Source organism: Streptococcus sp. Marseille-P7376, from assembly GCF_902460385.1.
Classification (GTDB): Bacteria; Bacillota; Bacilli; order Lactobacillales; family Streptococcaceae; genus Streptococcus; species Streptococcus sinensis.
The window spans coordinates 143,534-168,743 of the sequence record NZ_CABPTS010000002.1; the positions used below are offsets into that span (position 1 = coordinate 143,534).

Consider the following 25,210-nt stretch of genomic DNA (forward strand, 5'->3'; position numbering starts at 1 on the left):
TGTTTCCGTCCCCTCGCGAGGATTGGGGGGGTTCTAACACACACTGCAGATGACTTCTGTCATTTATGCGGAACAGTTTCCGTCCCCTCGCGAGGATTGGGGGGGTTCTAACAAGAATATCATCAAGTCTATCGTGGAGAATCTTAAGTTTCCGTCCCCTCGCGAGGATTGGGGGGGTTCTAACCTAAAAACTGAATACCCGTCTATTCTAAAAGAAATGTTTCCGTCCCCTCGCGAGGATTGTGGGGGTTCTAACCTGAAAAAGATGTTCCTAATCCACAAGGTATGTATGTTTCCGTCCCCTCGCGAGGATTGGGGGGGTTCTAACAGCATATCTTGTATAAAGCCTCAGAAGACCCCTACCACATCTAGTACCCCTTAGAAACTAGCTAAAACCTAACTCCATTATACCATGTCTAGCCCAGAAATAACAGCTTAAAAGAACAAAATATCCTCTAGCAACTCCGCGCCATCATAGAGAGTGGGACAGAAATCGGTAATTCGTTAGAATTCGATTTCGTCGTCCCACCTCCGCACAGTTGAGTAGGGCTGTAAAAGCTGATGAAATCAGCGTAGTAGAGCCCACTCAACCACTGCGTCTTGCTCGACAATCCAAAGACAATTGAGAGGCTAGGACTTTTGTCCCAACCTCCTCTTCCTTATGCCCCAGATAGATAATGATATTATCCCCTTCTTCTGCCTGATAAAAAGCTCTCAGCTCTCTCACCAGGCAGTCAAAGTCCAGCTTCTCAAGGGCCAGCTCAAAGCAGGAGCGCTGAACCCTCACGCCATAGCCTTCCAAAAGCTTGGCCAGCTTCAAGCGCCGCTTATTGCTGACAATATCGTAAATAACCAGACAAAACTTCGTTTTCTTTCTGGCAAACTCTTTTTCATCATCATTAAGATTAAAGAAGACCATCTTTCCCTCCTCCAGTATAGCTAGACACATACTCAGCTGGATCCAAGGCTTCAAAGCTTCGGATCAAGGATTTGATTTGCTGATCCGCCGCATATAGAAAAGTGTAGCGATTCTTATCCAGCTCGACATAGTGATGAATCTCCAAGATCCTCTCCCTCATAGCCCGAGAAAAAATCTCGATTCCTTCAGGTGTCAAAAATATACCGTCTTCCTTCTCAATGAAATGCTCTTCAAGAATTTCCTGACGGTTGACCAGCCCCAGCACCGTATCATCTACGATTGCCAGCCGCCCTTCGATTCCCATAATTTCCGCGATGCTTCTCGCTTGCTCGAGATGTACCATCCCATCACTAAAGCGTTTGAAATCCTCCTGATCCAGCAGGTCATTTTCATTAAAAGCTTGTAGCAGATTGAGCTGATTTCCGATCTTAGCGGCAGCGATTTTCCGAGCGATGCCCAAGCAAAAGTCCGAGTCGAAAGAAGCCCGAGCCTGACTGCGCTGCTTTTCAAAATCCTCCTTCCTAAAGGAATCAAAGGAAAATAGAAACTCTCCCTTGCTTGAAAAATAGAAAACGAAAATGTCTCTATTGGCCAAGGCTTTCAGTAACTGAGTAGACAGTTGAGCATTGCCAAAGACCAAGATATTGTCAATCAGATTGAAGGAAATTTCCTTCAAAAGGATGTGCTCCTCATTTCGTACAAGCACACGCTGCTCCCTCACCGACAAGCTACAAGACGAATGTTGAATATATAAATCAGCCATAAAACCCTAAATATCTCTCACAAATAAACTTTCCCATTGAAAAACTCTTTTAGTCTCCCTGTCTCAACTGCGCAAACACTTCCCCAATCTTGCCTTCGATGACGAGGTCAGCTTGCTTATCCTGAGGAATACTGGTCTTGTTGATGACGACCAGATGCTTGCCAGCAAAGTACTGGATGAGACTAGCTGCGGGATAGACCACCAAGGAAGTCCCTCCGATGATCAACAGATCAGCTTGATGAATTGCCTGCGCGGCTTGCTGAAAAGTCTCCATATCCAAGGGCTCTTCATAGAGGGTCACATCAGGCTTGATCATGCCGCCGCAGTCAGGGCAGTAAGGCACTGTTCCAGGCAGAGCAAGAAAAGCCTCCAAATCATAAAAGCGCTGACAGCCTAAACAGAAATTTCTATCCGTACTTCCGTGCAACTTGAGGACAATTTTTGAGCCAGCCATTTCGTGCAGACTGTCAATATTTTGCGTCACCACAGCTTTGAGCTTACCTGTCTCCTCCAGATAAGCCAGATAGGCATGAGCCACATTGGGCTTGGCATCCGTATAGAGCAGGTATTTCTTGTAAAAGTCGAAAAACTCCTGCGGATAGCGCTCAAACATGGTATGCGAAACCAGCTGCTCTGCCGTAAAATGCCGCCCCAGCTTGACACTGTAAATCCCATCTGAACTGCGAAAGTCAGGGATATTAGACTCGGTCGAGACACCCGCCCCACCGAAAAAGACGATATTCTGACTTTGGTCAATCATGCCTTGCAACTGCTGTATTTTATCCATTTTCCTCTCCTGTCAATAAAGCTCTAACCAAGCGGTTTGCCTCATCAAAATAAAAATGTTCCCGATCGTAGACAATCCCTGTAAAGCGCGCCAAATCCACCAAAATCTCCATAAAATGCTGAGACGAAAAGCCAGTTGTTCGATACAATTCCGTCTCATCAAAAGGCTTAATCAAATGAGCCAGCGGATTTCGGACTGACTTTTCCAACTCCCGCAGCTGTCTGACCTCTTCTTTGACAGACTCTGGCAGATCTAAGCACAGAATCAGCTCTGTCAGACTGGATGAGTTGACCGTGCTTTCTGCATGAAAATCCTGCAAGACAGCATATTCTGACTCTCGCATACGTTCAAACTTCCAGCGGTCATAGCTGGCCTCACGGGAATTATGAATAAAATGCTCAATATCAGGAATTTCTAGCTTGATCAAGCGCATGAAAATCCGATAAATCGCTGGACTGACCGCTCGAATGAAGTCAATAATCTGCTCATTGCGCAGCTTGGCTTCCAAATCGTAGAGATAGTTGGCCAGCTGTTCATCAGCCAAATTGGTATGACAAAAAAGCTGAAAACCACTTTGCATCTGCAAAGCAGTCTTCAACTCATCATCCATGGCTGGCAGAATATTGAGCTCTCTGCGCTCTGCCAGAATATGCAACAATTTTGTCAAAAGGGATGAACCGTTTATCAACTGTTGCGCCAGCTTATAGGCATAAGCATAGTCATAACGGGAAATCGCAAAGAGAATTTCCTCTTTTAAATCTAGATTCATGCTTAATCAATCAAGGTTTCCAAACCAACCTTCATCATATCAGTGAAGGTATTTTGACGTTCCTCAGCCGTCGTATCCTCGTCTGGATTGACCAAACTATCAGAAATAGTCATGATGGCAAGCGCATCTACTTGGTGCTGAGCAGCCAGATAGTAAAGGGCTGCAGCTTCCATTTCGACCGCTTTCACACCCCATTTACCCAGCTCGATATTTTTTTCAAAATAGTTCGAATAGAAGACGTCTGATGACAAAACATTTCCGACATGGGTGGTCATGCCCAAGTCTTTGGCGATATGATAAGCCTTGTCCAGCAAGTCAAAGCTGGCAATTTGCGGAAAATCATATTGAGGCCAGTCATTGCGGATAATGTTTGAGTTGGTCGCAGCCGCTTGAGCTAAAACCAATTCACGAACGTGAACATCCGCATTCAGAGAACCAGCCGTTCCCACACGAATTAGCTTTTTCACACCGTAGTCCACAATCAGCTCACGCGCATAGATGGAAATAGACGGCATTCCCATGCCTGTTCCCATGACAGAAACCCGCTGACCCTTATAGGTACCAGTGTAGCCAAACATGTTCCGAACTTCATTGAAGCAGACTGGATCTTCTAGGAAATTCTCCGCAATAAATTTAGCCCGCAGCGGATCGCCTGGCAAAAGGATTTTATCAGCAATCTCGCCTTGTTTAGCAGCAATATGGATAGACATAAATTTTTCATTTAAGGGTCTAAAAAGCAAAGTAAAATTAGGAAGTTAGAAACAGTCAGATACAGACTGAAACACTCTTCTTTAGTTTTTACGAGCAGAAGCCCTAGACCCTATTCCTTTCTAATTTTTAAATCAAACCATCAGTTGGTTCTATTTATTAATAATAACATTTAATAAGCAAAAATGCTTCATATTTTTTAATAACGGCTATAGAAATTATTGTTTTCTCAACATTCTTTTTAGGAAAAACAAATCATTGGCCTGAGCCATCCGTTCTACCAAATAGTAAGCTAAATAGGCCGTTGCTAGTAGATAGGGCAATGAATTCAAAGCCTGACCTGTAAATACAAAAACCAGTCCAGTTGCAGATAAAGGAGCTCTCAAGGTGACAGATAAAAAACAAACCGAGCCTAGAAGCATAATCGCACTATTCCCATCAATTCCCAGTACCATCGTCAGAAGGAAGCCTCCAGTCATTCCCAAAGCAAAAGAAGGTGTTAAGGTCCCGCCATAAGCACCTACCCAGAGAGTAAAAAGAACAAAAAGAGCTTTTAGGAAGAATAAGAGGAGACCCATCTCCACAGTCGTTCCATTAAGAACTTCTTGGGCCATCATACGGCCATTCCCAAGCAAATGCGGAAAATAACTTGCCACAAGTGCAATGAAGAGGAAAGTCAAAGGAAGACTAAAAAGAATTCGGCGGTCCTTTATTCGATGAAGGGTCGCTTTCTTGGTCAACCAAGCAAATAATAGGGCTAGTGGCGCTATGCTGAGGACGATCATTGGCAGAAAGCACACTAGATCTATTGACCATGAAACGGTCGGTGTCCGATAGAGAGGAGGGGTAGAAACAACCAAACGAGCAATGTAAGCTGACACATAAGTCATAAGGCTAACTAAAACAAAGCGTTTTATCGAAAAAGCCAAGCCCAAGGTTTCAAAAACAAAGAAAACACTTGTCAAGGGAACCTGATAGACAGCTGCCAGACCAGCACCCGCTCCACTAGCAATTAGAAAAATCCGATCTCTGATTTTTAAATCAAAGAAATTAGCAAGTGGCGTTGCTAATAAGGCTCCGATTTCACGTGGCGCACCCTCTTTCCCAATGGGCGCTCCTCCACCAACGGCAACTATTTGCCAGACAGAGTGAAGCAACTGTTTGCTAAAACGACATTTCGAACGAACCACTGTGTCGGCTTCTTTCATCTGTCCCTTGATTGAAAGAATAGTATCTTTTCTCTGTAAACGAAACCAGATGAGGGCTGAGCTAAGACCAATCAAAAGTAAGGCTATTGTCATCCTAACAGGAGAAACCCCATCAGTCAGAAAACTAACATCATGCTCTGAATGTCCAAATGCTAACTTCTCAACAATTTCCAAAAGATAATGAAGAAAAATACCCGCTAAACCCGAAACTAGCCCTAGCAAAAAAATTGCTAGGACTAATCTTATGTTATAAGGGAATCGTTGAAGAAATCGAACCGATTTTCTCAAGGTAATTACAATTCAGCAAGTGTTTCTTTAAGCAGTCGTTTAAAATCACCTTTGACACGTTCTGTTACTTCAACCACTTCCTCATGATTAAGCTCTTCTTGGAACCCAGCAGCAAAGTTTGTAATGCATGAAATCCCAAGGACTTTCAAACCAGAATGTGCTGCTACAATAACTTCAGGAACAGTAGACATGCCGACTGCATCTGCTCCGAGCGTCTTATAAGCACGGATTTCTGCAGGCGTTTCGTAAGTTGGACCGGTAACACCAATATAGACACCGTCATCAAGCTTAATGCCAAGCTTATCAGCGACTTGATGAACAGTTGCACGATATTCTGGAGTGTAAGATTTAGACATATCAGGGAAACGTGGACCAAATTCATCCAAGTTTTCACCAATCAAAGGATTTTGACCAGTCATATTGATATGGTCAGTGATCGCCATAAGCGTACCAGGACCATAGCCGATACCGCCGGCAGCATTAGTAACAAGCACACCTTCACAACCCAAGACTTTCATGACACGCACTGGGAAAGTAACAACTTCTAATGGATTTCCTTCATAGAAGTGGAAGCGTCCTTGGAGCGCCAAGACTTTACGTCCTGCCAAGTCTCCATAGACTAATTTACCAGCGTGGCCAACAACAGTTGAGCGGCCCCAGTTTGGAATATCCGCATAGTCAAGACTAACGGCATTTTCGATCTCTTCAGCCAATTCTCCCAAACCAGATCCCAAGATCAGACCAAATTCAGGCTCTGTCATCCCTTTTTCTTTTAAGAAGGCTGCTGTTGCTTTGATTTTTTCTGATAAGCTTGTCATAAAACATTTTCCTCACTCTCTTATTATGCTTATACCAATTTGTCCAAGAAGCTTTCACCAATCATAGCCTTGTCGACACCGAAGTTGTCAGCAACGGTTGCTGAAATATCCGCAAAATGTCCGACAGGAATATGACCGTGACCCTTGAGGGATTTACCAAAGATCAAAAGCGGAATATATTCGCGCGTATGGTCTGTTCCGGCGTAAGTCGGATCATTTCCGTGGTCAGCGGTAATCATGAGCAAATCATCCTCACGCATGTTTTCAATGATTTCTGGCAAGCGAGCGTCAAACTCCTGCAGACAATCACGATAGCCATGCGGATCACGACGGTGGCCATAAAGAGCATCGAAGTCTACCAAGTTGGTAAATGAGAAGCCGTACTTGAAGTCCTCAGACTGGATAGCCTTAACCAAATTGTCTACGCCATGATTATTGGACTGGTTGTGTCCCATGTCGTGGTTGATACCTGCACCGTTGAAGATGTCATTAATCTTACCAACTGAATAAGTATCAATACCAGCTTCATTGAGCTTGTCCAAAACAGTTGGCTCAAATGGAGAAACTGCATAGTCATGGCGATTAGCTGTACGAGTGAAGTTGCCAGGCTCACCTACATAAGGGCGAGCAATGATGCGGCCTAGAAGCGCTGGCCGATCCAAAGTGATAGAGCGAGCGTATTCGCAGATACGATAAAGCTCGTCCAAAGGAATAATCTCCTCATGAGCTGCGATTTGAAGCACTGGATCTGCAGAAGTATAGATAATCAATTCGCCAGTTTCCATCTGACGAGGCCCGAAGTCGTCAATAACTGCCGTGCCAGAATAAGGTTTGTTAGCCTCACGAATAACTTTGCGCCCAGAAAATTCTTCAATCTTAGTCAAGATTTCCTCTGGGAAGCCATTCCAGAAAGTATCAAAAGGCTCAGTAATGTTCAGACCCATGATTTCCCAGTGGCCTGTCATCGTGTCTTTACCTAAAGAAACTTCTTCTAATTTAGTATAGTAACCACTTGGATTTTCCTCAGCTGGTACTGTTTTCAGCGCTTGCTCACGCTCGATATTACCCAAGCCCAGCTTAGCCATATTTGGCACATCTAGGCCGACTGCTTTGGAAATGTGTCCCAGAGTATCGGAAGCTCCATCTGGCACCCCTGCATTGACAAAGTTATTGGCATCTGGCGCAGCACCAATACCAACTGAGTCCATGACTACCAAGTGAATACGATTAAATTTTGACATATAAACCTCTTTTCTAGTTGTCTGTTTCTAAAACCTTTACGCCACTTTGTCCTGCGACGATGACCTTGTTGACCATTTGATTGAAAAGTCCATGCTCAACAACGCCCACGATGTGGTCTAATTCTCGACCAAATTCGATTGGATTTTCGATCACCCCCAAATCCAAATCGATAATGAAATTCTGCATATCCGTTATAAAATGTTGGCCATTTTTTTCACGGAAACTTGGCTTGTAGCCTGCCTCAGCAAAGCGACGGAAAACTTGCTCCGCACCATATTGCACTACTTCAACCGGCAGCTTGAAGGCACCTAGTTTTTGAACCAGCTTGCTTTCATCAACCACCCAGATGTAGTCCTTGGTAGGTGTCGCAACAACTTTCTCCATCAGCAGGGCTCCGCCACCGCCTTTGATCCCGTTAAACTGAGAATCCACTTCATCAGCTCCATCAACGGTCACATCAACCTGATCCACTTCATCAATGGATTTCAGCGGAATGCCCAAGCCTTCTGCTTGCTTAGTGGTCACGCTAGAAGTCGTGACTGCAGTAATCCGCAGCCCCTCTTCTTTGATGCGACGACCAATTTCTTCAACAAAATAATAGGTAGTCGAACCTGTTCCCAGACCGACCACCATCCCATCTTCGACAAATTCAGCAGCCTTGATGCCTGCTAGTTTCTTTAGAGTTTCCATAGCACCTCCTCAAATCAACTATTTTAATTATATCATGATTCTTCGGAATATGAAAATGTTTTCAGTTTTTAAAGGGGGTTACTCTTTGGGATTCATTCTTTTCATTAAAACGACTTAAAATCTTGCTCCCACTCCTTTTTTGCGTTACAATTAGAATAATTGATTCACTATTTATAGAAAATGCAGGAAATAAAAGATGATAACCAGAGAATTTGATACCATTGCTGCGATTTCGACACCTCTTGGAGAAGGAGCTATCGGCATCGTCAGACTAAGCGGAACAGATAGCTTTGCTATTGCCCAAAAAATCTTTAAAGGCAAAAATCTAAGCAAAGTGGACAGCCACACGCTCAACTATGGTCATATTGTTGATCCAGAAAAACAGGAAATCCTAGACGAGGTTATGGTCGGCGCCATGCGCTCGCCCAAGACCTTCACGCGCGAGGATATTATCGAAATCAACACCCACGGCGGAATTGCTGTCACCAATGAAATCCTGCAACTTGCCATCCGAGAAGGAGCTAGAATGGCAGAGCCAGGGGAATTCACCAAACGGGCCTTTCTCAATGGACGCATGGACCTGACTCAGGCTGAAGCTGTCATGGACATCATCCGAGCCAAGACTGATAAAGCCATGAATAATGCTGTCAAACAACTGGACGGCTCTCTCTCCGACCTTATCAATAGCACCCGCCAGGAAATCATCAACACATTGGCACAGGTTGAGGTCAATATCGACTATCCTGAGTACGACGATGTAGAAGAGATGACAACCCAACTCATGAGAGAAAAAACAGCTGAGTTCGAAGCATTGCTGAGCAGCCTTCTCAAAACTGCCCGCCGAGGAAAAATTCTCCGCGAAGGCATTTCTACAGCTATCATCGGTCGGCCAAATGTCGGTAAATCCAGCCTGCTCAATAATCTGCTTCAAGAGGACAAAGCTATTGTAACCGACATCGAGGGAACAACTCGTGATGTGATTGAGGAGTATGTCAATATCAACGGCGTACCGCTCAAGCTTATTGATACGGCAGGTATTCGCGAGACAGATGATCTGGTAGAGCAGATTGGTGTTGAACGCTCTAGAAAAGCACTGCAGGAAGCTGATCTAGTCCTCCTAGTTCTCAATGCTAGTGAACCCCTGACCGAGCAAGACCGCCAGTTGCTTGAAATCAGTAAAGACAGCAACCGCATTGTCCTACTTAACAAAACTGACCTCGAAGAAAAGATTGAGCTGGACCAACTACCTGCTGATGCTATCAAGATTTCTGTCCTCCACAATCAAAATATTGATAAAATAGAGGACCGTATTAATCAACTCTTCTTTGAGAATGCTGGCATTGTCGAGCAAGATGCTACCTACTTATCCAATGCCCGCCACATTTCCCTCATCGAAAAAGCTGTCGAAAGCCTACAAGCCGTCAACGAGGGGTTGGAATTGGGCATGCCAGTGGATCTTCTCCAAGTTGATTTGACTCGTACCTGGGAAATCCTAGGCGAAATCACAGGTGATGCCGCACCAGACGAACTCATCACCCAGCTCTTCAGCCAGTTTTGTTTAGGGAAATAATATGGGCATCACAGAATTTATCAAAGCAAAAAATCTAGGCGAATATCTAGAAAGTCGAAAGAATGAGCAAGTCAGAGATACCATCCAAAAACGCAGCTGGATGGAGGCCTTCCTAAACAAAGCCCGCACCACAAAAATAAATCCTGAAAATTACGAAAAAGCGAAGAAAAAGAAGCACGGTTCTTGATAGATAGAACCGTGTTTGTTTGTCTATTCAATCTAGCTGAGAATTCGCCTGATCATGAATCGTGGTACTCTCCTTGTCCCAAACTATTTTTCTGTTTGGGCACATCTTCATCGGACTTGAGTCAGCACTCCGTCTTGCATTTCATAGACCTTGTCAACCTCGTCCAGTAGGCGGGTATCATGGGTAATCATGACCACGCTCTTATTGAATTTCTGTGTTACTTCTTTGAGCAGATGAACCACGCGCTTAGCTCGCTCCGTATCCAGACTAGCTGTCGGCTCATCATCCAAGATAATATCTGGGCTATTGTAAAGCGCTCTGGCGATAGCAGCTCTCTGCCGTTCTCCGCCGGACAATTCTTTGGGATACTGCTTAAGCGTGTCTTTTAGATCTAGTAGCTCAATCAGACTGTCCAGATTTGTTCTTTCCTTTTTAGATAAGCGGTCAATCAGCTGAAACTGGTCTTCGATTTTCAGAAAAGGTATGAGATTGGAGGCCTGCAAAATAAAGCCGAAATCATTGAAACGCAGGGCTGCCCGTTCCTTTTCCTTGAGCTGGGAGGTATCTTTCCCATGCAGGAGAATCTGTCCTTTTGAAGGCGTTTGTAAATGGCCCAGCAAGGTCAGAAAGGTTGTTTTCCCCGATCCTGACGGCCCAATAATAGCTACAAACTGCCCTGCTTCCAGTTGGAAATCAGTTGGCTTCAGGGCTTGAACCAGCGTATGCCCCTGACCATATTCTTTCGTAACCCCTTTTAGTTCTATGATTGACATTTACTCACCTCCGATCGCTGTGATAGGGTCAATTTTCAGAACCCGATGAATAGACAAGAGCCCACCAGCTAGCGACATGAAAACAATCAGAACAATCAATCCAGCATAAGCTCGCCAGTCACTGTAAAAAGGAATAGAAGCCGGCAAGACTAGCTGGGTTCCCAAAAGAGCCAAAACAGCTAAGCTGATTCCCAGAGTGGACAGGATGAAAATCTGCCAAAAAATAGAAGCAATAATCTTCCCACTTGCAATTCCTTGGGCGCGCATAATACCGTAAAGGTGCGTCTTCTGGATGGTAATGATGTACATAAAAATCCCCAATACTAAAAAGGTAATCAGAACCATTGCCCCAATCATAAAGGAAAAAGTCAGTACCTGAGGCTGATAACCAGGGATATTTTCTATAAAATCACTCATAGAGAGCTGACTAAGTCCAGCTTCTTCAATCTTCTGACCATCCTTGACCACAAGTGCGCTGATATTCTTAACCTGACTAGAGCCGTACTTTAATTCCCTGAAATCTTCCAACGTCATGAAGAGAACTGGCTGAGTTAAGAAGCTGTTATTCTCTGTGAAACCAACAACCTGATAAAGACGCTCACTGCCATTGAGCTGAAGCTGGTCGCCTAGTTTTACACCCTTTTGCTGCAGGCGCTTATCCGCAATAACTTCATAAGCAGTCTCAGCAGGACGTCCCTCAATAATGTCAGGCGCTAGAAAACTATCCCAAGAGAGACCAAAAATTTGAGCGTTGAGTTTATCCGTCCCATCTTCATAATTGGCCACTGCCGCCGTCTGTCCCAAAGCAGCGATTGAGTCCCTTTGAAGCAGGTTACTATACTCCTCTTCCTTGAGAATCGAAGCTACCAGATTCTTATTGGCGTACTCCGACAAGACGATCGACTCAGCCTGCCATTGGTCCAAAGCCAAGCGATTGAGTCTAGCCAAGCCGACAGAAAGACTGGATAAAAAGAAAACCATATAGGTAATGAGAAAGACCACAGCAACCACTAAACGATAGCGTCCGCGGCTGTAGACAATCTCTTTAAAAGCTAAAAACAAAGCTGTCCTCCTTTGAGATATTTAAGACCATTATATCATAAAGAAGCAAGCTAGAAAAACATATGAGACTAATAGTGACTAGATTCAGGCGAAAATCACTCATTCACTAAGTCAGAAACATTCCGTGAAAGAAAATCGTAAAATAAAAAGAAACAAGCACGGACTTCAGTTCATCTACCGAAGCTTGCCTTGTTTCTTTTCTCTAGGTTTCGACCGCTATCTGACCCGCTCCTTCTCTTATCCAGAGCAGATTGAAAATCGGCTTATTGCTTGCTAAAGGTCAGAGTATCTGGATCATCATCCAGTTCATCCACAATCAGCTGATTGCCATTTTGACGATAGCTTTTGACATCGTCACCGACAATCAATCTTTGACTAGCCGTATCTACCTGTACCTGCTTGATTTCCTTACTGCCTTCGACCTCAGTCTCAGTCCAAGCGCCAGTCCTACCATTGATTTCTAGGACATGTTGGTCACCATCATGGTCGGTTGCTTGGTAGCGCCCGTCTATATTGCTGGTCTGACCTGCATTGGATGAAGCCTGCGATGTTTGGCTTTGGGTATTTTGTGATGAGTTGGTATTTCCTCCCTGATTAGTATTGCCTGAACAAGCAGTCAATAGAACTGCGACTGTTAATGATAAGATTCCAGTAAAGGCTTTTTTTGAAATAGTCATATCGCTTTCTCCATTTTCTACATTTGTAGTTCACATGTATATTCTACGCTTGTCTGTTTCGTTTGTCAATCATATAGCATTTTTTATTTAGAAATCAAAAATTCCCCAGCCCTATTGGACTGGAGATGTAGAATCTATTGCTTCTTCTAGAGAATTAACGCCAGTCATCTTCGATAGCCGAGCCTCACGCCTAATCACCAAATATCAACGTCGACTGCTGCAGGTAAGAATTGGGGTACTTTCGAAGCAAACCTTTTACATCTTCTACCAAAGCCTCCTGCTCCACCTGACCTGCTTGGTATCGCTCTAAAAGTAGCATAAATTCTTCTTTTTCAGCTGGGCTAGCTTTTCTCTTAAAATAGCCCCAAACATGCTGAAAGGCGTTGCAGACCTGACCGCGGTTTTCAGGCAGGGCTACCGCCTGAACAATCAAGTCTTGTACATGTGTTGCTTCCACCAAGTCTCTTTTCAGATATTGGCGGATTTCAAGATAGATCTTGCTGGAATGACTGAGCACTAGATACTTATTTCTAGCCCAAAGAGTCTGACATTGGGAGATTTGGTTTACATTTTCCATGATTACTTTTCCTTCTAATCTTCACTTTCGAATTCTTCCAGAACCATCTACAACATTGCTTGTTCCCAGTCATAAAGTTAGCAAGACAAAAAGCCATTTTATGAGACCAGTACCAAGCCCGTTTAGCTTTCTTCTGTTGTACAGTTACTTAAATCTTGAGAGTACAAAAACAGACAAGCTAAACGCGATTTAGACCGCTTTGTTGTACAGTTACTTAAATCTTGAGAGTACAAAAACTTCCGGCAAACAAACCACAAGTCCCTAAAGGTTGTACAGTTACTTAAATCTTGAGAGTACAAAAACTATTTATTAATATCACCACTACATCAAACAGTTGTACAGTTACTTAAATCTTGAGAGTACAAAAACGTCACAGAACCGGATTCAAAGTTTGCGGTTGTTGTACAGTTACTTAAATCTTGAGAGTACAAAAACAGATTGTACGCCGGAGTTCTACAAGGCAATGTTGTACAGTTACTTAAATCTTGAGAGTACAAAAACCGTTATTAAATGCTCTAATTGAAAACTTGCGTTGTACAGTTACTTAAATCTTGAGAGTACAAAAACACAGTCGGCTATCACGCCGGCATAGGTCTCGTTGTACAGTTACTTAAATCTTGAGAGTACAAAAACCCACAGAATATCCAGAACATCGATATCTGGTTGTACAGTTACTTAAATCTTGAGAGTACAAAAACTTCTAGATGTAGATTTTGGGAATTAGAAATGTTGTACAGTTACTTAAATCTTGAGAGTACAAAAACCCATCTGCTTCAAAGAGCGCAAGATTCGCTGTTGTACAGTTACTTAAATCTTGAGAGTACAAAAACCTCAAATTTAAAAATTTTGCTTTTTGTACTCACATACTGATTATAGATTCTCCCAAAAAGCTTGTCAAGTCTAACTTTTTAAAAAGCTCATTAACAATGGATTGGCCATCTGCACTTTAAAATCAATAATTTTATCATATTGGTATAAGTTATTCATAATTTTTAAAGTAACCATATCATAAATCGAAAGGCTCATATGTTCCACATCAGAACTAAATAAATAAGGAGAAATTTTTTGCAAGGAAATTAAAAATTCTTCTTCATTGGGAATCTCGTTGGAGGGATAACGCTGTACAAAACTTTCATACATAAACCGAAATTCATAGTAATGCTCTATAAAACCAGAAATAATATTGACAAATTCCATATTTTCTCTGTTGATATAAAGGTAGCCTTCATTTGAAGGAAAAGAGATTACATAAATATTAGGAAATTTTTCTGTCATCATTTGGAGGTGCTCACAACACTTTACAAAAGATTGATAAGTCAGATAATCATCCATACTTCTCAAAAGCAGAATTATTTTCTGATTAGTTTTTAAAAGTGTTTCTTGCAGCATTGCCAAGAATATTAAAAACTTGGTTTCATTTTCGACAAATTCAAAGGAAATATTTTTATCTCCCATTCCAAAATATGGAAGAAAATTTTTTAAAATCAGTTGTTCTACATTCAGATAGACACTTTCAGTATGATAATCAATATCGCCAATTTGAAAATTGAGTTGCTTATTTACCATAGCCGATATTTGATCTAGTTTATCATTAATAAAATCAATTTGTTCTATCACTTCTAGGTTATCCAGTTTAGACTTTAAAAAATCAAATGCAACTGTTCCCTTTTTGTAATCCATCTGCTCAATCAAATCCTGAATATTTGAAATTGAAACAATCTTATACTCACTTCTTTTTATGATCATCTCTTCTGTACAAATTTCTGGCTCGCTTTGCTCAAATAGTGTTAAGTCCTCTGTGTTGTATTTTTTACCACCAAAATACCAGACTAATAATTGCCAAATATAATACTTCAACTGTTGGTCTTCACCAACAACCTGCGTAAATTTTCCAAAATTAATGGATAGGTTTTCCTTATAAGGGTGCTTAAAATATAGTTTCATATGACTACCAACTTATTATCACTGACTACTTCTTCTTGCTTGGTCTTACCACCAATAATCAGAACCATTTCAGAAAACTGTTTTTCCGTCACAGCCAGCAATCGAACATTTCCACTAGGTAAATTACTTTGTTTTAATTTCTTGTGGAATTTACCAGCAAAGCTACGATTAGGGCAAGTTCGATAATATACAGAAAACTGGAGCATTTCAAAACCATTTGCAATTAATTCTTTACGAAAATTACGGTAGGTTCGCTTTTCCTGATTAGTTTCCATAGGAAGATCAAAAAAACAAATCAATCTCATCGCTTCATACCTCATCTTATTTACTCCATTCCAAACTTGAGATGATCGGACAGTACAATTTTGTTGTATCTTTGTCCGCAATACATTTGATAAATCCCTTCACATATTTATCCATCGCTCCAGTCACAGTGCAATTTTCCTTGCCATAACGAATCTTTGCATTTAATAAATCCGTTAAAGCTAATCGGAATTCATATTTCAAATAGTCTTCTTCTCTTAAATGATGATAAACCCATACATCAATAATCTGCCTGAAAGGTTCCATCAGATCGTCTACTAGGTTAAATTGATTGTATTCATTTTTATGAAAGATTCCAATCAAGGGATTTAATCCATAACCAGCCACAATCCTTGCCATTTGAGCTCTCATAATCGCATAACCATAATTTAAACCTGCATTGATAACATCTGCTTCCTGTTGGGTTACGCGCACAAATTTTTTACCAAATAATTCATTGAAATAAACTTTAGCCGCATGACCTTCTCGATTTGTTTTATCGCCTAACTCAATATGGTCTTTATAGTCAGCCAATAATTGAATACAAGCTAAATCCTTCTCAAACATGGCTAACACATCCTGCTGATTATTAATCTTGAAATAAGTAACAATTTGCCACAGCTTGTCCTTTTGCTCCTGCGTCCAAAGCAATTGTTCTTGTAGCCTCTTATAAGCTCTGAAATGCCCATTTTGAGAATGATAGATACCGGTTGGCAGATGCTCGTTGTCACAAACGACTAAAGCTATATTGTATTTACTTAGAGCACTCAGTAAACGAAGCGTAACAACTGTATCTCCTCCTTCTGCCACTATGATAGAAATATCACTCAAAGGAATGGTATATTCTTCTCCCATTTTCTTGATTAAGAGATTATCTAGTTTTAACCTCATTTTTTCACTTTGACATACATGTACAATTCTCCAAGTCATCAATTTCCCCTTTACAACACGAAAACACCCCGCCAAGAGACAGGGTGTTGATTTCGGCATGAAGCCTTATCTTTGTAGCTTCTGCAAGATTTAAGTAACTGTGTAAGGCGTCCCTTACAATTACTATTATAATATATTGCAGAGCTATTTGCAACTCTTTTTAAAGATTATTTTCAAATTCGAGTTTTGGAGCATCACCCTCTTTTTTGATGAAACGTTTATTCCCTAAAACATCTGTTTGAACTTTGTAGATGGAGAGGTTTTCTTTTCCTACCCCTTTTAAACAGCGACCATTAGATGTTGTAATAAATACTTTAATCTTTTCCTTACCTTCAAAATTTCCTTTATCATAAGGTTTTAATTCAACATAGTGCTTTTGATTTGGCATTGTTCTAGATAAAAATCTAAAAATTTGTTGTTCATGACTCTTTGTATCCTTAATTAAAAGCAAATCATTTTTATATAAGGTAAATTTGAATTCTGATTGTTCGTTTACTCCTTCTTTTTCTTTGATTTCGTAATATTTTTCTGGAGTTATAGAATAGTTCCCAGTTCCCTTTTTAAACTGCAAATCAGCATATTTTAATCCTAATAATTCATATTTTTTAGTATCTGGATTAAAATAGACATCTGTACGCCATGGATTTAATTGACGAAGAATAACTTTATTTTTGCTATTATGAGGAGTTATATTAATAAATGATTCTGGAATATTTTTATCATAGTATTTCAGACTCTTGATTTCCGGACCTTTTCCTTTTTTACTATATTTTCGAAGAGGACCATTTTCCTGTCTATATTTCTCAAAGGGATTGCAAGCAACTTCTTTTCCTTTTTCATTTATCTCCTTATCAGGATAAGTTTTTAAAATCTCCTCAATGACTTTTTCAAAGGTTATTGGATCCTTATGGTACATCAGGAATTTACTTTTATCCTTTTTATAAAGCTTTATGAAAGCGTCATAGCCCGTTTGAGTATATATGTCCTTAATCTTACCCAATACATAGGTTTCCTCCGACTTATCTTTACCCAACTTTGCTTTTCTTGTGGAATAAATTGTTGCATCAGAAATCTTACGATTATATTTTGAATCCACTTGATAGGAAAATAAAATACGATCTTCGAATTTTTTACTGCTTACCGTATCAACAAAATGATCATAAGGAGCTCTAAATACCAATTCTTTGTACTCATCGTCAGTCAATGAAATAATCTCCCCTGTTTCAGAATCCACAAATTGGTTTTCCTTGTACGAAATTAGAGGATTACCCTGCTTTTTCCAAAGTCTTAATTGGCTGGAAGCCGCGATAATTAATGCATCGACTGCATGATGGTGATAAGTTTCACGTGATTTGTCAATCCGCCACTTTCTCCTAAGTTGAGAAGTAAATTGTCCGCGCACCACTGAAATCTTGGTATCAAAATCGTTTAATTTATAAAAATCCTGAAGAGCATTTAAAACTACTCGAGAAGAATAGCGAGTATCAACTAGGTTGCGCTCAATAAATTTTTGTTTGACTTCAATTTTGTTAATGTCTTCCTCATTCAGCAAGTAATCTTTCTTTTTATTACTGAGTGCCCTGGCTCCTCTCACATAAGCTTTAAATTCTCGATAAGACCATGCATCATCCATACTATCCAGAGCTTGGAATGGTGTGCGCTGTCCTTTCTCTTGATTGGCTGTTGCTAAAACTAGTACCTTATTTGCTAAACTATCATCAAATGAAAGAGATAGTGGCAAAATATGATCAATCTCATATTTATATTGATTGTGAATTAAATCGCTGATTGGAATATTTTTTCCAGTATATAAACATTTTTCTCCCTGCTGATGCCAGAGTCGAATCTTTGTCGCCAATTCCTTATGCCCGTGAAAGACATTATCTGGTAGTTCTTTTTTTCCATTATATTGATGAGCTGCTTTTTCCATTGCAGCATTTTTCTCATCTTCATTGGCTTTTTGACGCTTCACATAGTCTTTCTTTGCATCCTCTTCATTAGTTTCCCGCGCCATTTCAATAACGATATTATCAAAGACACCATATTTTTTTGTAGCAAAATTTATGATTTTAATTGCTTGTCTGACTGACTTAGCAACTACTGGATTGTAAATTTCTTCGGTCAATTCCTTCTCATCAATATACTTGGTTCGTTTTGATATTGCCTTTGTTTTTTGTTTGCCTAATCGTGTAAGAATTGTCATTTGCTCTTCAGATATTTCATACAGCTCTGGAATCAATTCCGTCATCAATTTGATTGAAAAATTATGCCAGCCTTTTCCAAACAAGGAACTATTAGACTTTCTAAATGAAACTAATTCAGCAATCTGATCTTGCTCAAATTCTCTTTTGATAAATGATACTTTAATCGCTTCTTCGATTCCTTCACGTTCCGTATTGAGTGTGAGGATATGAGCCAACTCATCTAAAACTTCTCTAGATAGTTTCTCAACATCGACCGTTTCCAATGTTTGCATTTTTCGATAAATATCAAAAGTATGCATTTCTGGTTTTTCACTTTTATCAATCCGATATCCCTTTATGTCCTCTACAGATCCGTCGACCAATTTTGCTATATACTTCAACAAAGTAGCAGCACCTAAAGTTTTAGCTCCTTTTGCATACTCAATAATTTGTCTCTTCTGCTCCTCACTAAGCTTCTTAGTTTCTGTTGGAACAGTCAGATTGTTCAAATCATTGAGTAAATTAAATTCCTGTGCCGTGTAAGAAGCTTTAGCAGCTCTGTATTCCTCTGGATAAAAAGTACATTTTCCAATCAAAATACCAAAAATATTATCCAAAGTTGTTCCATCTGTTCTGAAGCGTCCATAATCCGTACGAGACTTTTCATTCCCTGGTCCATGGTAATACTTACGTTTTCCAGTTAAAATCGTTAAATAAGTCTGGATAAATTCATTTGTGATATCTTGATTATAGTCTTGCTGCTTTGTCAAGATTCGCTCTGCTTCTTTTTTATAAGCTGAGGTAGAAAACACATTAAGCAGACGGTGTTTTTCCCCATTTTCTTCAATAGTAAAATCACCTCGAACCTGTCCGTATTTCTCAAAACGTTCCAGCTGAATCTGTCCCGGTGTTTTATCTGCGAGCAGCTTTCTATTTTCTTCAACAGCCTTGCCATACTCTGAGGAAGAAGACTCACCATCTTCATTAGCATCGTCAAGATAACTAATCCCTCTCCTTTTGACAATATTTTTCAAAGCAATGAATAATTCTTCATTAGTTAATTTCTCATTTAATCCCTTAATGCGCAGTTCATATGGATTTAAATTGATGGATACTTTTGAAAAATCTGTTATAAGACCCGTATCACTAAACAAGTCAGCTAGGCGAACTTTTCGATGCTTTTTTCTGCGTCCTAGTCTCCGTCCTTGGCGAAAACCTCGTCTCTCTACATTGCTGTCAGCAGTAGCCGCTGGGAAAATCCGTGAACTAGCATGAATAATTTCACCAGTTTTTTTGTCTAAGATTCCGACACCGACGGAAGCCACACCGATATCTAATCCTAAAATTTTTCCGTTCATAACTCCACCTCATTAAACATTATATTAATATCATTGTAAACTTAAAAACTCAAAAATTCAATAGATTAATGAGGAGTTTTGTTACTTTTTACTAAAAAACGCTACAACATTTGCTATAGCGCTCATTTTCCATTCTTCTATATCTCTATATCTGCAGCTATAAAGACTGATATTACTCTCGTTACTCGGTAATGACGGCAGGCCATCTGACTCCTTTCGACTGAAGACTTGCACTAACACCAGAAGAAAATGAGCTTGTTGTAGCTGTTCTAGACTGATTTGATGAACACCCACTTGTCTACGCTCCTCTTCAATTTTTTCGCAAAAAGTGAGGCATTAAGGGTTCCGCGACCAACTGTATACAGCTCGGTTTCATCATCTATCTAGTTTTCGATATGTCAACCTGTTTTGAGCTTTTAGAAGTATACACCCATCAGTTAGAACAACAAAAAGAAAAAATCATAATCGAGTGAGAAAATTTTTTGAAACTTTTGGGGCAGATTGGGGGCGTAGATACTAAAAACCCTTGAAAATCCAGTGTTTTCAAGGGTTATTTAAATATAACATATGTCCCCTGCCGGAATCGAACCAGCAACTACTCCTTAGGAGGGAGTTGTTATATCCATTGAACTAAGGGGACTAGAGAAAAACTCTGCCAAGTGACAGAGTCATTTCTAAGATTAGCGACGGATTTCTTTGATACGCGCTGCTTTACCTTGCAATGCACGAAGGTAGTACAATTTAGCACGACGAACTTTACCGTAACGAACGACTTCAATCTTATCAACACGTGGTGTGTGGATTGGGAAAGTACGTTCAACACCTACACCGTTAGAAATCTTACGAACTGTGTAGTTTTCTGAGATGCCAGCACCTTTACGAGAGATAACCACACCTTCAAAGATCTGGATACGTTCGCGAGTTCCTTCGACAACTTTCGCGTGAACGCGGACAGTGTCACCAGGGCGAAATGCAGGGATATCAGTACGAAGTTGACCTTCAGTCAAGCTTTGGATTAATGGATTCATTTTTCTACTCCTATCTTACTAATCTTAAGGTTCTGGACCGCAGCGGATTAGCCGTTTTTTTGTGCTTCCATTAGGCACAAAGTATATTATATCAAAATTTTAAAAAATGTAAAGATTTTTAGATGAAAATTCCTAAAAGAATCGCCAAAAATCCTAAAAGGTAGGTCAGCATCAGATAGAGGCTAAATTTCTTCTTATCTGAAAACAGCTCTGCTAATTCAGCATTAAAGGTGGAAAGAGTTGTTAAACCGCCACAGAAACCTGTTGCCAAAATGCTATACAGTTGCTTATCTTGGATATGATTATAAAAATATCCAATCAAAAAAGCTCCCAGTACATTAGCCATCAAGGTGCCTGCTGGCAGAGCAGCTCTGCTATTGACCTTAGAAAAAAAGTAACGGACAAGAGCTCCTAGACCGCAAGCAACGAGCAAAAACCAAATCATGCGGCCACCTTCCTTCCAGCCCATAAAGCAATGCAAAGGCTGCCGCCGATACTCAAGGATAAATACACGAATAATTCTGGATAACGGCCTAAATCCAGCAATTTGAGTGAGTCTAAAAGAAGACCCGAAAAAGTCGTCAAGCCGCCACAAAATCCTGTCGACAAAGCTAGGAGCAAACGTTTGGTAACCTGCTTGCTTGTTAAATAACCTTTAATCAAATAGATTAGTAGGAAGGTTCCTAAATAGTTGACTAAAAGCGTGGCCAGTGGAAAATGCCCTGTAAATGTAATCAATAAAGAAGCCTGATATCGAAGCCAACCGCCTAGCATGGCTGCCAAGAAAATAGCCAGAGAGTTTTTTATTTCTTTCATCTGATTTGCTGCTTCTGAAAGGTACGAGAATGTTTCAGAATATCTGAAAAGGTCGCAACGATAGCTGCTTGATAGTCCTTATTTTCCACTTTATCCGCAACCCTAGAAATAATCACTTCTTCGCGCTTATTATCCAAAACAGCCTTTCCAGTCGATTTTTTAAAATCCACTACTTGTCCAACTAGATTCATGCGCTTTTCCAGCAAGGCAACTAGGGCATCGTCCACTCGGTCAATTTCCTGTCTAATTTCTTCTAAATTCATCAGCTTCCTCCTTGTGTTCTATCTATCATATCAAAAATTAGGAAAATGTTCTAGCATTACTCCAAATAAACAGCAAGGTCAAATAATTGAAAATCCCTATTATCTCACTTGATTTTGCCTCCCATACGCAATCTAAAACAGGCTCACAGAACTTAGATTAAAGGGAACTTCGCAGAAGCGAGTTCTTATCCACAACCTAAAAATACCCGTTAGGCTTATCTCAAGGAAAACCGACTACTATCGGTTCTTATCTACAGATTAAAAAGGTTCCCCGAACCTTTTTAACCAACTGAGCCTTCCATACTCATGTTGATGAGTTGGTTGAGTTCGACGGCGTATTCCATTGGAAGTTCTTTGGTAATGGGTTCCATAAATCCGTTGATAATCATAGCTGTGGCTTCTTCTTCACTGATGCCTCGGCTCATCAGGTAGTAGAGCTGGTCCTTAGACACTTTGGAAACCTTGGCTTCATGCTCTAGCGCGACATTTGAATTATGGATTTCATTAAAAGGAATGGTGTCAGAGCTGGACTCGCCGTCCATGAGAATGGTATCACACTCGATATGAGATTTGGAGCCGGCACTATTCTTGCCAAATCGAACTTGACCACGATAGTCCGTCTTGCCGCCATCCTTGGCCACCGATTTGGAAATCAAGGTACTGGATGTCTTAGGAGCATTGTGAAAGACCTTGCAGCCCGCATCCAAATGCTGACCGTAGTTTGCAAAAGACATGGAAAGGACAGAAGTCCTTGCATTTCGACCATTGAGAATACTGCAAGGATATTTCATATTGACCTTACTGCCTAAGTTCCCATCAATCCACTCTAAGGTACCGCCTTCATCAACAATCCCCCGCTCCGTTACGAGATTATAGACATTGTCCGACCAGTTTTGAATGGTTGTATAACGGAAAAAAGCGTCCTTTTTGACAATGATTTCGACTGTCGCAGCATGCAGACTGTTGGTCGTATAAGTCGGTGCTGTGCAACCCTCGATATACTGGATAGATGCCCCCTCCTCAATAATCATGAGTGAACGCTCAAATTGACCAGCATTTTCACCATTAATCCGGAAATAAGTCTGAACAGGAATTTGGCACTGGACATTCTTGGGCACATAGATAAAGGTGCCGCCCGACCAAACAGCTCCATTTAAAGCAGCAAACTTATGTTCTGCATTTGAAACCACTGTCCCGAAATATTGCTTGACCAAGTCTGGATATTCCTGAACAGCTGTATCCGTATCGGTGAAGATAATGCCCTGTTTGGCAAACTCCTCCTTCATATTGTGGTAAACCACTTCCGACTCATACTGGGCCACTGCACCAGATAGGAACTCCCTTTCAGCCTGAGGAATACCTAAACGTTCAAAAGTTTTCTTAATCTCATCTGGCACTTCATCCCAGCTGCGAGCTCTCTCTCCGGTCAGCTTTTGATAATAGATAATGTCATCAAAACGAATACCTGCCAAATCCGGGCCAAAGTCGGGCATAGGCAGCTTATGAAAGAGTTCCAAGGAGTGCAGACGATAGTCCAGCATCCACTGAGGTTCATTCTTGATTTCTGAGATTTCTCGAACTACTTCTTCGGTCAGACCTTTACCAGTTGAAAAGAGCGGCTTAACATCATCATGAAAGCCAAAGGCATAGTCGCGTTCTTTCATAGAGGGTCCTCCTTTGTACTATGGATAGCGCTTACCTATATTATACTCCTAATCATGAGAATTGTCAGAAAATAAGAGTTGTGCAAAACAAAAACGGCCGTAGCCGTTTCCCATATTTATCATTTTAAACTTTATTAACCAACTCTTCCGCAAAAGCTTCTAGATGCTCAATATCTTCGTCCTCAGCTGACAAATCCACTTTGACACTTTCCGCACCTTTTTCAGCACCTGTGCCAGCAAAAACTGCATCAAAATCATCTACAGCTTTACAGAATTCATCATAGAAAGTATCTCCAGAACCAACTACTCCATAGACCTTACCCGACAAATCTAGTCCAGACAAGTCTTCATAGAAGTCCATCATCTCATCAGGCAGCTCGCCGTCACCATAAGTATAGGTCGCTACAATCGTAATATCTGCTTCCAAGAAATCTTCTGCATCGACAGTGGTACACTCATCCACTTCAACTTCTACATCCAGTTCTCTTAGCTTATCCGCCACAATATCGGCAATTTCTTCGGTGTTTCCAGTCATGCTGGCAAATACAATTTTCGCTAAGGTCATAGTTTCCTCCAAATTATAATCTTCATTCATTATAACACATCTTTTTTATTTTAAAAATAAAAACTCTTATGCTATAATAAATAGAGAAAGTCTACGAGGTTAGCTATGAATACCTACAACAAAATTTTGAAAAAAATCAAGGAATACGATAAAATCGTCATCCATCGTCATGTTAGACCCGATCCAGACGCTATTGGCAGTCAGGTCGGCCTGCAAAAACTCCTCCAGCTCAACTTCCCAGAAAAATCTATCAAAGTAGCTGGTTACGACGAGCCAACCCTTACTTGGCTGGCCAAGATGGATCAAGTGACAGATGCTGACTATGAACAGGCCCTTGTAATCGTTTGTGATACGGCTAACACGCCCCGTATTGATGATCAACGCTACAATAAGGGGGACTTCTTGATTAAAATTGACCATCACCCCAACGATGATGCTTACGGAGATCTTCGTCTGGTCGATACAGCTTCCAGCAGCGCCAGTGAGATCATCGCTCTTTTCGCCTTTGAAAACCGTTTAGAGGTAAATGACTACATAGCCAAGCTCCTCTATGCTGGAATTATCGGCGACACAGGACGTTTCCTTTATCCGACCACCAGCTCCCGCACATTTGAAGTAGCTGCAAAACTCCGCCAATATCCCTTTAATTTTTCCGAACTCTCCCGTAAAATGGATTCCATCACTTATCGAGTTGCTAAACTACAAGGCTATGTTTATGACAATCTGGAAATTGATGAAAATGGTGCTGCGCGGATTATCCTATCACAGCAACTACTACAAGACAATCACCTGACAGATGCAGATACCTCAGCTATCGTAGCTGCCCCTGGACGCATCGAGGATGTCCGGATGTGGGCAATCTTTGTCGAGCAATCGGACGGACATTACCGTGTTCGCATGCGCAGTAAGTTCACCCCAATCAATGAAATTGCTAAGCAACACCACGGCGGTGGCCACCCACTTGCCAGCGGCGCCAAGGCCTTTTCAAAAGACGAAGTAGAATTGATTTACCAAAAATTAAAGGAAACTGCAAAAAAGTAAGAAAATCATCCAAAAGGCTTGTCAAATGGAGCATAATTTGATAAACTATCAAAGTAACGAATCTATGGCTCGCAAAG

At 40.9% G+C, this 25,210-nt stretch carries 27 protein-coding genes, 1 tRNA gene and 2 CRISPR repeat arrays (1 of these 30 only partly in view); of the genes, 4 read left to right on the forward strand and 24 right to left on the reverse strand.

The genetic code is table 11. The features are described from left to right. Nucleotides 1-328: a CRISPR direct-repeat array (repeat unit 37 nt; unit sequence GTTTCCGTCCCCTCGCGAGGATTGGGGGGGTTCTAAC) (it extends 143 nt beyond the left edge of the window). A gap of 258 nt (nucleotides 329-586) precedes the next feature. The 9 genes from cas2 (FZ952_RS02295) to rpiA all read right to left on the reverse strand — a co-directional run bounded on the left by cas2 (FZ952_RS02295) (nucleotide 587) and on the right by rpiA (nucleotide 8,192). After that, on the reverse strand, nucleotides 587-919 hold the full coding sequence (gene cas2, locus FZ952_RS02295) for a CRISPR-associated endonuclease Cas2 (protein WP_262366317.1): 333 nt from the start codon (nucleotides 917-919) through the stop codon (nucleotides 587-589). Continuing rightward, nucleotides 906-1,682, reverse strand: a complete 777-nt coding sequence (cas1, locus tag FZ952_RS02300; RefSeq protein WP_148880432.1) for a CRISPR-associated endonuclease Cas1 — start codon at nucleotides 1,680-1,682, stop codon at nucleotides 906-908. Before cas1 (FZ952_RS02300) ends, cas2 (FZ952_RS02295) begins: the two co-directional genes overlap by 14 nt. A gap of 49 nt (nucleotides 1,683-1,731) precedes the next feature. Then, nucleotides 1,732-2,469, reverse strand: coding sequence for an NAD-dependent protein deacylase (locus FZ952_RS02305; RefSeq protein ID WP_148880433.1), 738 nt, complete (start codon nucleotides 2,467-2,469; stop codon nucleotides 1,732-1,734). Then, nucleotides 2,462-3,238: a hypothetical protein gene (locus FZ952_RS02310; RefSeq protein ID WP_148880434.1), complete on the reverse strand. Its 777-nt coding sequence runs from the start codon at nucleotides 3,236-3,238 to the stop codon at nucleotides 2,462-2,464. The genes FZ952_RS02305 and FZ952_RS02310 overlap by 8 nt, the downstream gene beginning before the upstream one ends. A 2-nt stretch (nucleotides 3,239-3,240) precedes the next feature. Then, nucleotides 3,241-3,948: a purine-nucleoside phosphorylase gene (gene deoD / locus FZ952_RS02315; RefSeq protein WP_148880435.1), complete on the reverse strand. Its 708-nt coding sequence runs from the start codon at nucleotides 3,946-3,948 to the stop codon at nucleotides 3,241-3,243. A 216-nt stretch (nucleotides 3,949-4,164) separates the two neighbouring features. Beyond that, nucleotides 4,165-5,454, reverse strand: coding sequence for a chloride channel protein (locus tag FZ952_RS02320; protein WP_148880436.1), 1,290 nt, complete (start codon nucleotides 5,452-5,454; stop codon nucleotides 4,165-4,167). Then, nucleotides 5,448-6,260 carry a purine-nucleoside phosphorylase gene (locus tag FZ952_RS02325; protein ID WP_148880437.1) on the reverse strand — a complete coding sequence of 271 codons (813 nt, stop codon included), beginning with the start codon at nucleotides 6,258-6,260 and terminating at the stop codon, nucleotides 5,448-5,450. The genes FZ952_RS02320 and FZ952_RS02325 overlap by 7 nt, the downstream gene beginning before the upstream one ends. Before the next feature lie 29 nt (nucleotides 6,261-6,289). Beyond that, nucleotides 6,290-7,501: a phosphopentomutase gene (locus tag FZ952_RS02330; protein ID WP_148880438.1), complete on the reverse strand. Its 1,212-nt coding sequence runs from the start codon at nucleotides 7,499-7,501 to the stop codon at nucleotides 6,290-6,292. 13 nt (nucleotides 7,502-7,514) lie between these two features. Next, nucleotides 7,515-8,192: a ribose-5-phosphate isomerase RpiA gene (rpiA, locus tag FZ952_RS02335; protein ID WP_148880439.1), complete on the reverse strand. Its 678-nt coding sequence runs from the start codon at nucleotides 8,190-8,192 to the stop codon at nucleotides 7,515-7,517. Nucleotides 8,193-8,388: 196 nt separating this feature from the next. On the opposite strand from rpiA, the gene mnmE reads away from it, so the two are divergent. Both mnmE and FZ952_RS02345 read left to right on the forward strand, forming a co-directional pair. Then, nucleotides 8,389-9,762 (forward strand): tRNA uridine-5-carboxymethylaminomethyl(34) synthesis GTPase MnmE, encoded by a 1,374-nt coding sequence (gene mnmE / locus FZ952_RS02340; protein ID WP_148880440.1) that lies wholly within the window; start codon nucleotides 8,389-8,391, stop codon nucleotides 9,760-9,762. 1 nt (nucleotide 9,763) lies between these two features. Continuing rightward, nucleotides 9,764-9,949, forward strand: a complete 186-nt coding sequence (locus FZ952_RS02345) for a hypothetical protein (protein ID WP_062198502.1) — start codon at nucleotides 9,764-9,766, stop codon at nucleotides 9,947-9,949. 107 nt (nucleotides 9,950-10,056) lie between these two features. Here FZ952_RS02345 and FZ952_RS02350 read toward each other — a convergent pair whose 3' ends face one another. Further along, nucleotides 10,057-10,722, reverse strand: a complete 666-nt coding sequence (locus tag FZ952_RS02350) for an ABC transporter ATP-binding protein (RefSeq protein ID WP_148880441.1) — start codon at nucleotides 10,720-10,722, stop codon at nucleotides 10,057-10,059. Further along, complete coding sequence (locus tag FZ952_RS02355) at nucleotides 10,723-11,784, reverse strand: ABC transporter permease (protein WP_187423846.1); 1,062 nt, start codon at nucleotides 11,782-11,784, stop codon at nucleotides 10,723-10,725. A gap of 124 nt (nucleotides 11,785-11,908) precedes the next feature. Here FZ952_RS02355 and FZ952_RS11630 point away from each other — a divergent pair, with 124 nt between their 5' ends. After that, on the forward strand, nucleotides 11,909-12,061 hold the full coding sequence (locus FZ952_RS11630; RefSeq protein ID WP_156956315.1) for a hypothetical protein: 153 nt from the start codon (nucleotides 11,909-11,911) through the stop codon (nucleotides 12,059-12,061). Here the strand turns inward: FZ952_RS11630 and FZ952_RS02360 are convergent. The 13 genes from FZ952_RS02360 to FZ952_RS02420 all read right to left on the reverse strand — a co-directional run bounded on the left by FZ952_RS02360 (nucleotide 12,048) and on the right by FZ952_RS02420 (nucleotide 24,092). After that, the gene (locus tag FZ952_RS02360; RefSeq protein WP_062198508.1) at nucleotides 12,048-12,461 is read right to left on the reverse strand and encodes an SP_0198 family lipoprotein; all 414 of its coding nucleotides are present in this window, start codon (nucleotides 12,459-12,461) and stop codon (nucleotides 12,048-12,050) included. The genes FZ952_RS11630 and FZ952_RS02360 overlap by 14 nt on opposite strands. Before the next feature lie 190 nt (nucleotides 12,462-12,651). Next, nucleotides 12,652-13,038, reverse strand: a complete 387-nt coding sequence (locus tag FZ952_RS02365; RefSeq protein WP_148880442.1) for a YbgA family protein — start codon at nucleotides 13,036-13,038, stop codon at nucleotides 12,652-12,654. 135 nt (nucleotides 13,039-13,173) lie between these two features. Next, a CRISPR array of direct repeats spans nucleotides 13,174-13,868; the repeat unit is 36 nt; unit sequence GTTGTACAGTTACTTAAATCTTGAGAGTACAAAAAC. Nucleotides 13,869-13,938: 70 nt separating this feature from the next. After that, nucleotides 13,939-14,982 carry a CRISPR-associated protein Csn2-St gene (csn2-St, locus tag FZ952_RS02370; RefSeq protein WP_148880443.1) on the reverse strand — a complete coding sequence of 348 codons (1,044 nt, stop codon included), beginning with the start codon at nucleotides 14,980-14,982 and terminating at the stop codon, nucleotides 13,939-13,941. Beyond that, complete coding sequence (cas2, locus tag FZ952_RS02375) at nucleotides 14,979-15,302, reverse strand: CRISPR-associated endonuclease Cas2 (protein WP_148880444.1); 324 nt, start codon at nucleotides 15,300-15,302, stop codon at nucleotides 14,979-14,981. The genes csn2-St and cas2 (FZ952_RS02375) overlap by 4 nt, the downstream gene beginning before the upstream one ends. Before the next feature lies 1 nt (nucleotide 15,303). Beyond that, complete coding sequence (gene cas1, locus FZ952_RS02380; protein WP_148880445.1) at nucleotides 15,304-16,215, reverse strand: type II CRISPR-associated endonuclease Cas1; 912 nt, start codon at nucleotides 16,213-16,215, stop codon at nucleotides 15,304-15,306. A gap of 160 nt (nucleotides 16,216-16,375) precedes the next feature. Beyond that, a complete protein-coding gene (cas9, locus tag FZ952_RS02385; protein ID WP_148880446.1) occupies nucleotides 16,376-19,756 on the reverse strand; it encodes a type II CRISPR RNA-guided endonuclease Cas9 in 3,381 nt (1,126 codons plus the stop codon). A 568-nt stretch (nucleotides 19,757-20,324) separates the two neighbouring features. After that, a tRNA-Arg gene (locus FZ952_RS02390) sits at nucleotides 20,325-20,396 on the reverse strand. 40 nt (nucleotides 20,397-20,436) lie between these two features. Further along, nucleotides 20,437-20,784, reverse strand: coding sequence for a 50S ribosomal protein L19 (rplS, locus tag FZ952_RS02395; RefSeq protein WP_037618036.1), 348 nt, complete (start codon nucleotides 20,782-20,784; stop codon nucleotides 20,437-20,439). A gap of 118 nt (nucleotides 20,785-20,902) precedes the next feature. Continuing rightward, nucleotides 20,903-21,229 carry a fluoride efflux transporter CrcB gene (gene crcB, locus FZ952_RS02400; protein WP_187423847.1) on the reverse strand — a complete coding sequence of 109 codons (327 nt, stop codon included), beginning with the start codon at nucleotides 21,227-21,229 and terminating at the stop codon, nucleotides 20,903-20,905. After that, the gene (gene crcB / locus FZ952_RS02405; RefSeq protein WP_148880448.1) at nucleotides 21,226-21,600 is read right to left on the reverse strand and encodes a fluoride efflux transporter CrcB; all 375 of its coding nucleotides are present in this window, start codon (nucleotides 21,598-21,600) and stop codon (nucleotides 21,226-21,228) included. The genes crcB (FZ952_RS02400) and crcB (FZ952_RS02405) overlap by 4 nt, the downstream gene beginning before the upstream one ends. Beyond that, a complete protein-coding gene (locus tag FZ952_RS02410) occupies nucleotides 21,597-21,863 on the reverse strand; it encodes a chorismate mutase (protein WP_062198521.1) in 267 nt (88 codons plus the stop codon). The genes crcB (FZ952_RS02405) and FZ952_RS02410 overlap by 4 nt, the downstream gene beginning before the upstream one ends. Nucleotides 21,864-22,144: 281 nt before the next feature. Beyond that, a complete protein-coding gene (sufB, locus tag FZ952_RS02415; RefSeq protein WP_148880449.1) occupies nucleotides 22,145-23,527 on the reverse strand; it encodes a Fe-S cluster assembly protein SufB in 1,383 nt (460 codons plus the stop codon). A gap of 124 nt (nucleotides 23,528-23,651) precedes the next feature. After that, nucleotides 23,652-24,092 carry a flavodoxin gene (locus tag FZ952_RS02420; RefSeq protein ID WP_148880450.1) on the reverse strand — a complete coding sequence of 147 codons (441 nt, stop codon included), beginning with the start codon at nucleotides 24,090-24,092 and terminating at the stop codon, nucleotides 23,652-23,654. A gap of 105 nt (nucleotides 24,093-24,197) precedes the next feature. On the opposite strand from FZ952_RS02420, the gene FZ952_RS02425 reads away from it, so the two are divergent. Then, entirely contained in the window at nucleotides 24,198-25,133 is a 936-nt protein-coding gene (locus tag FZ952_RS02425; RefSeq protein WP_062198525.1) for a DHH family phosphoesterase, read from the forward strand. Nucleotides 25,134-25,210: the final 77 nt, after the last annotated feature.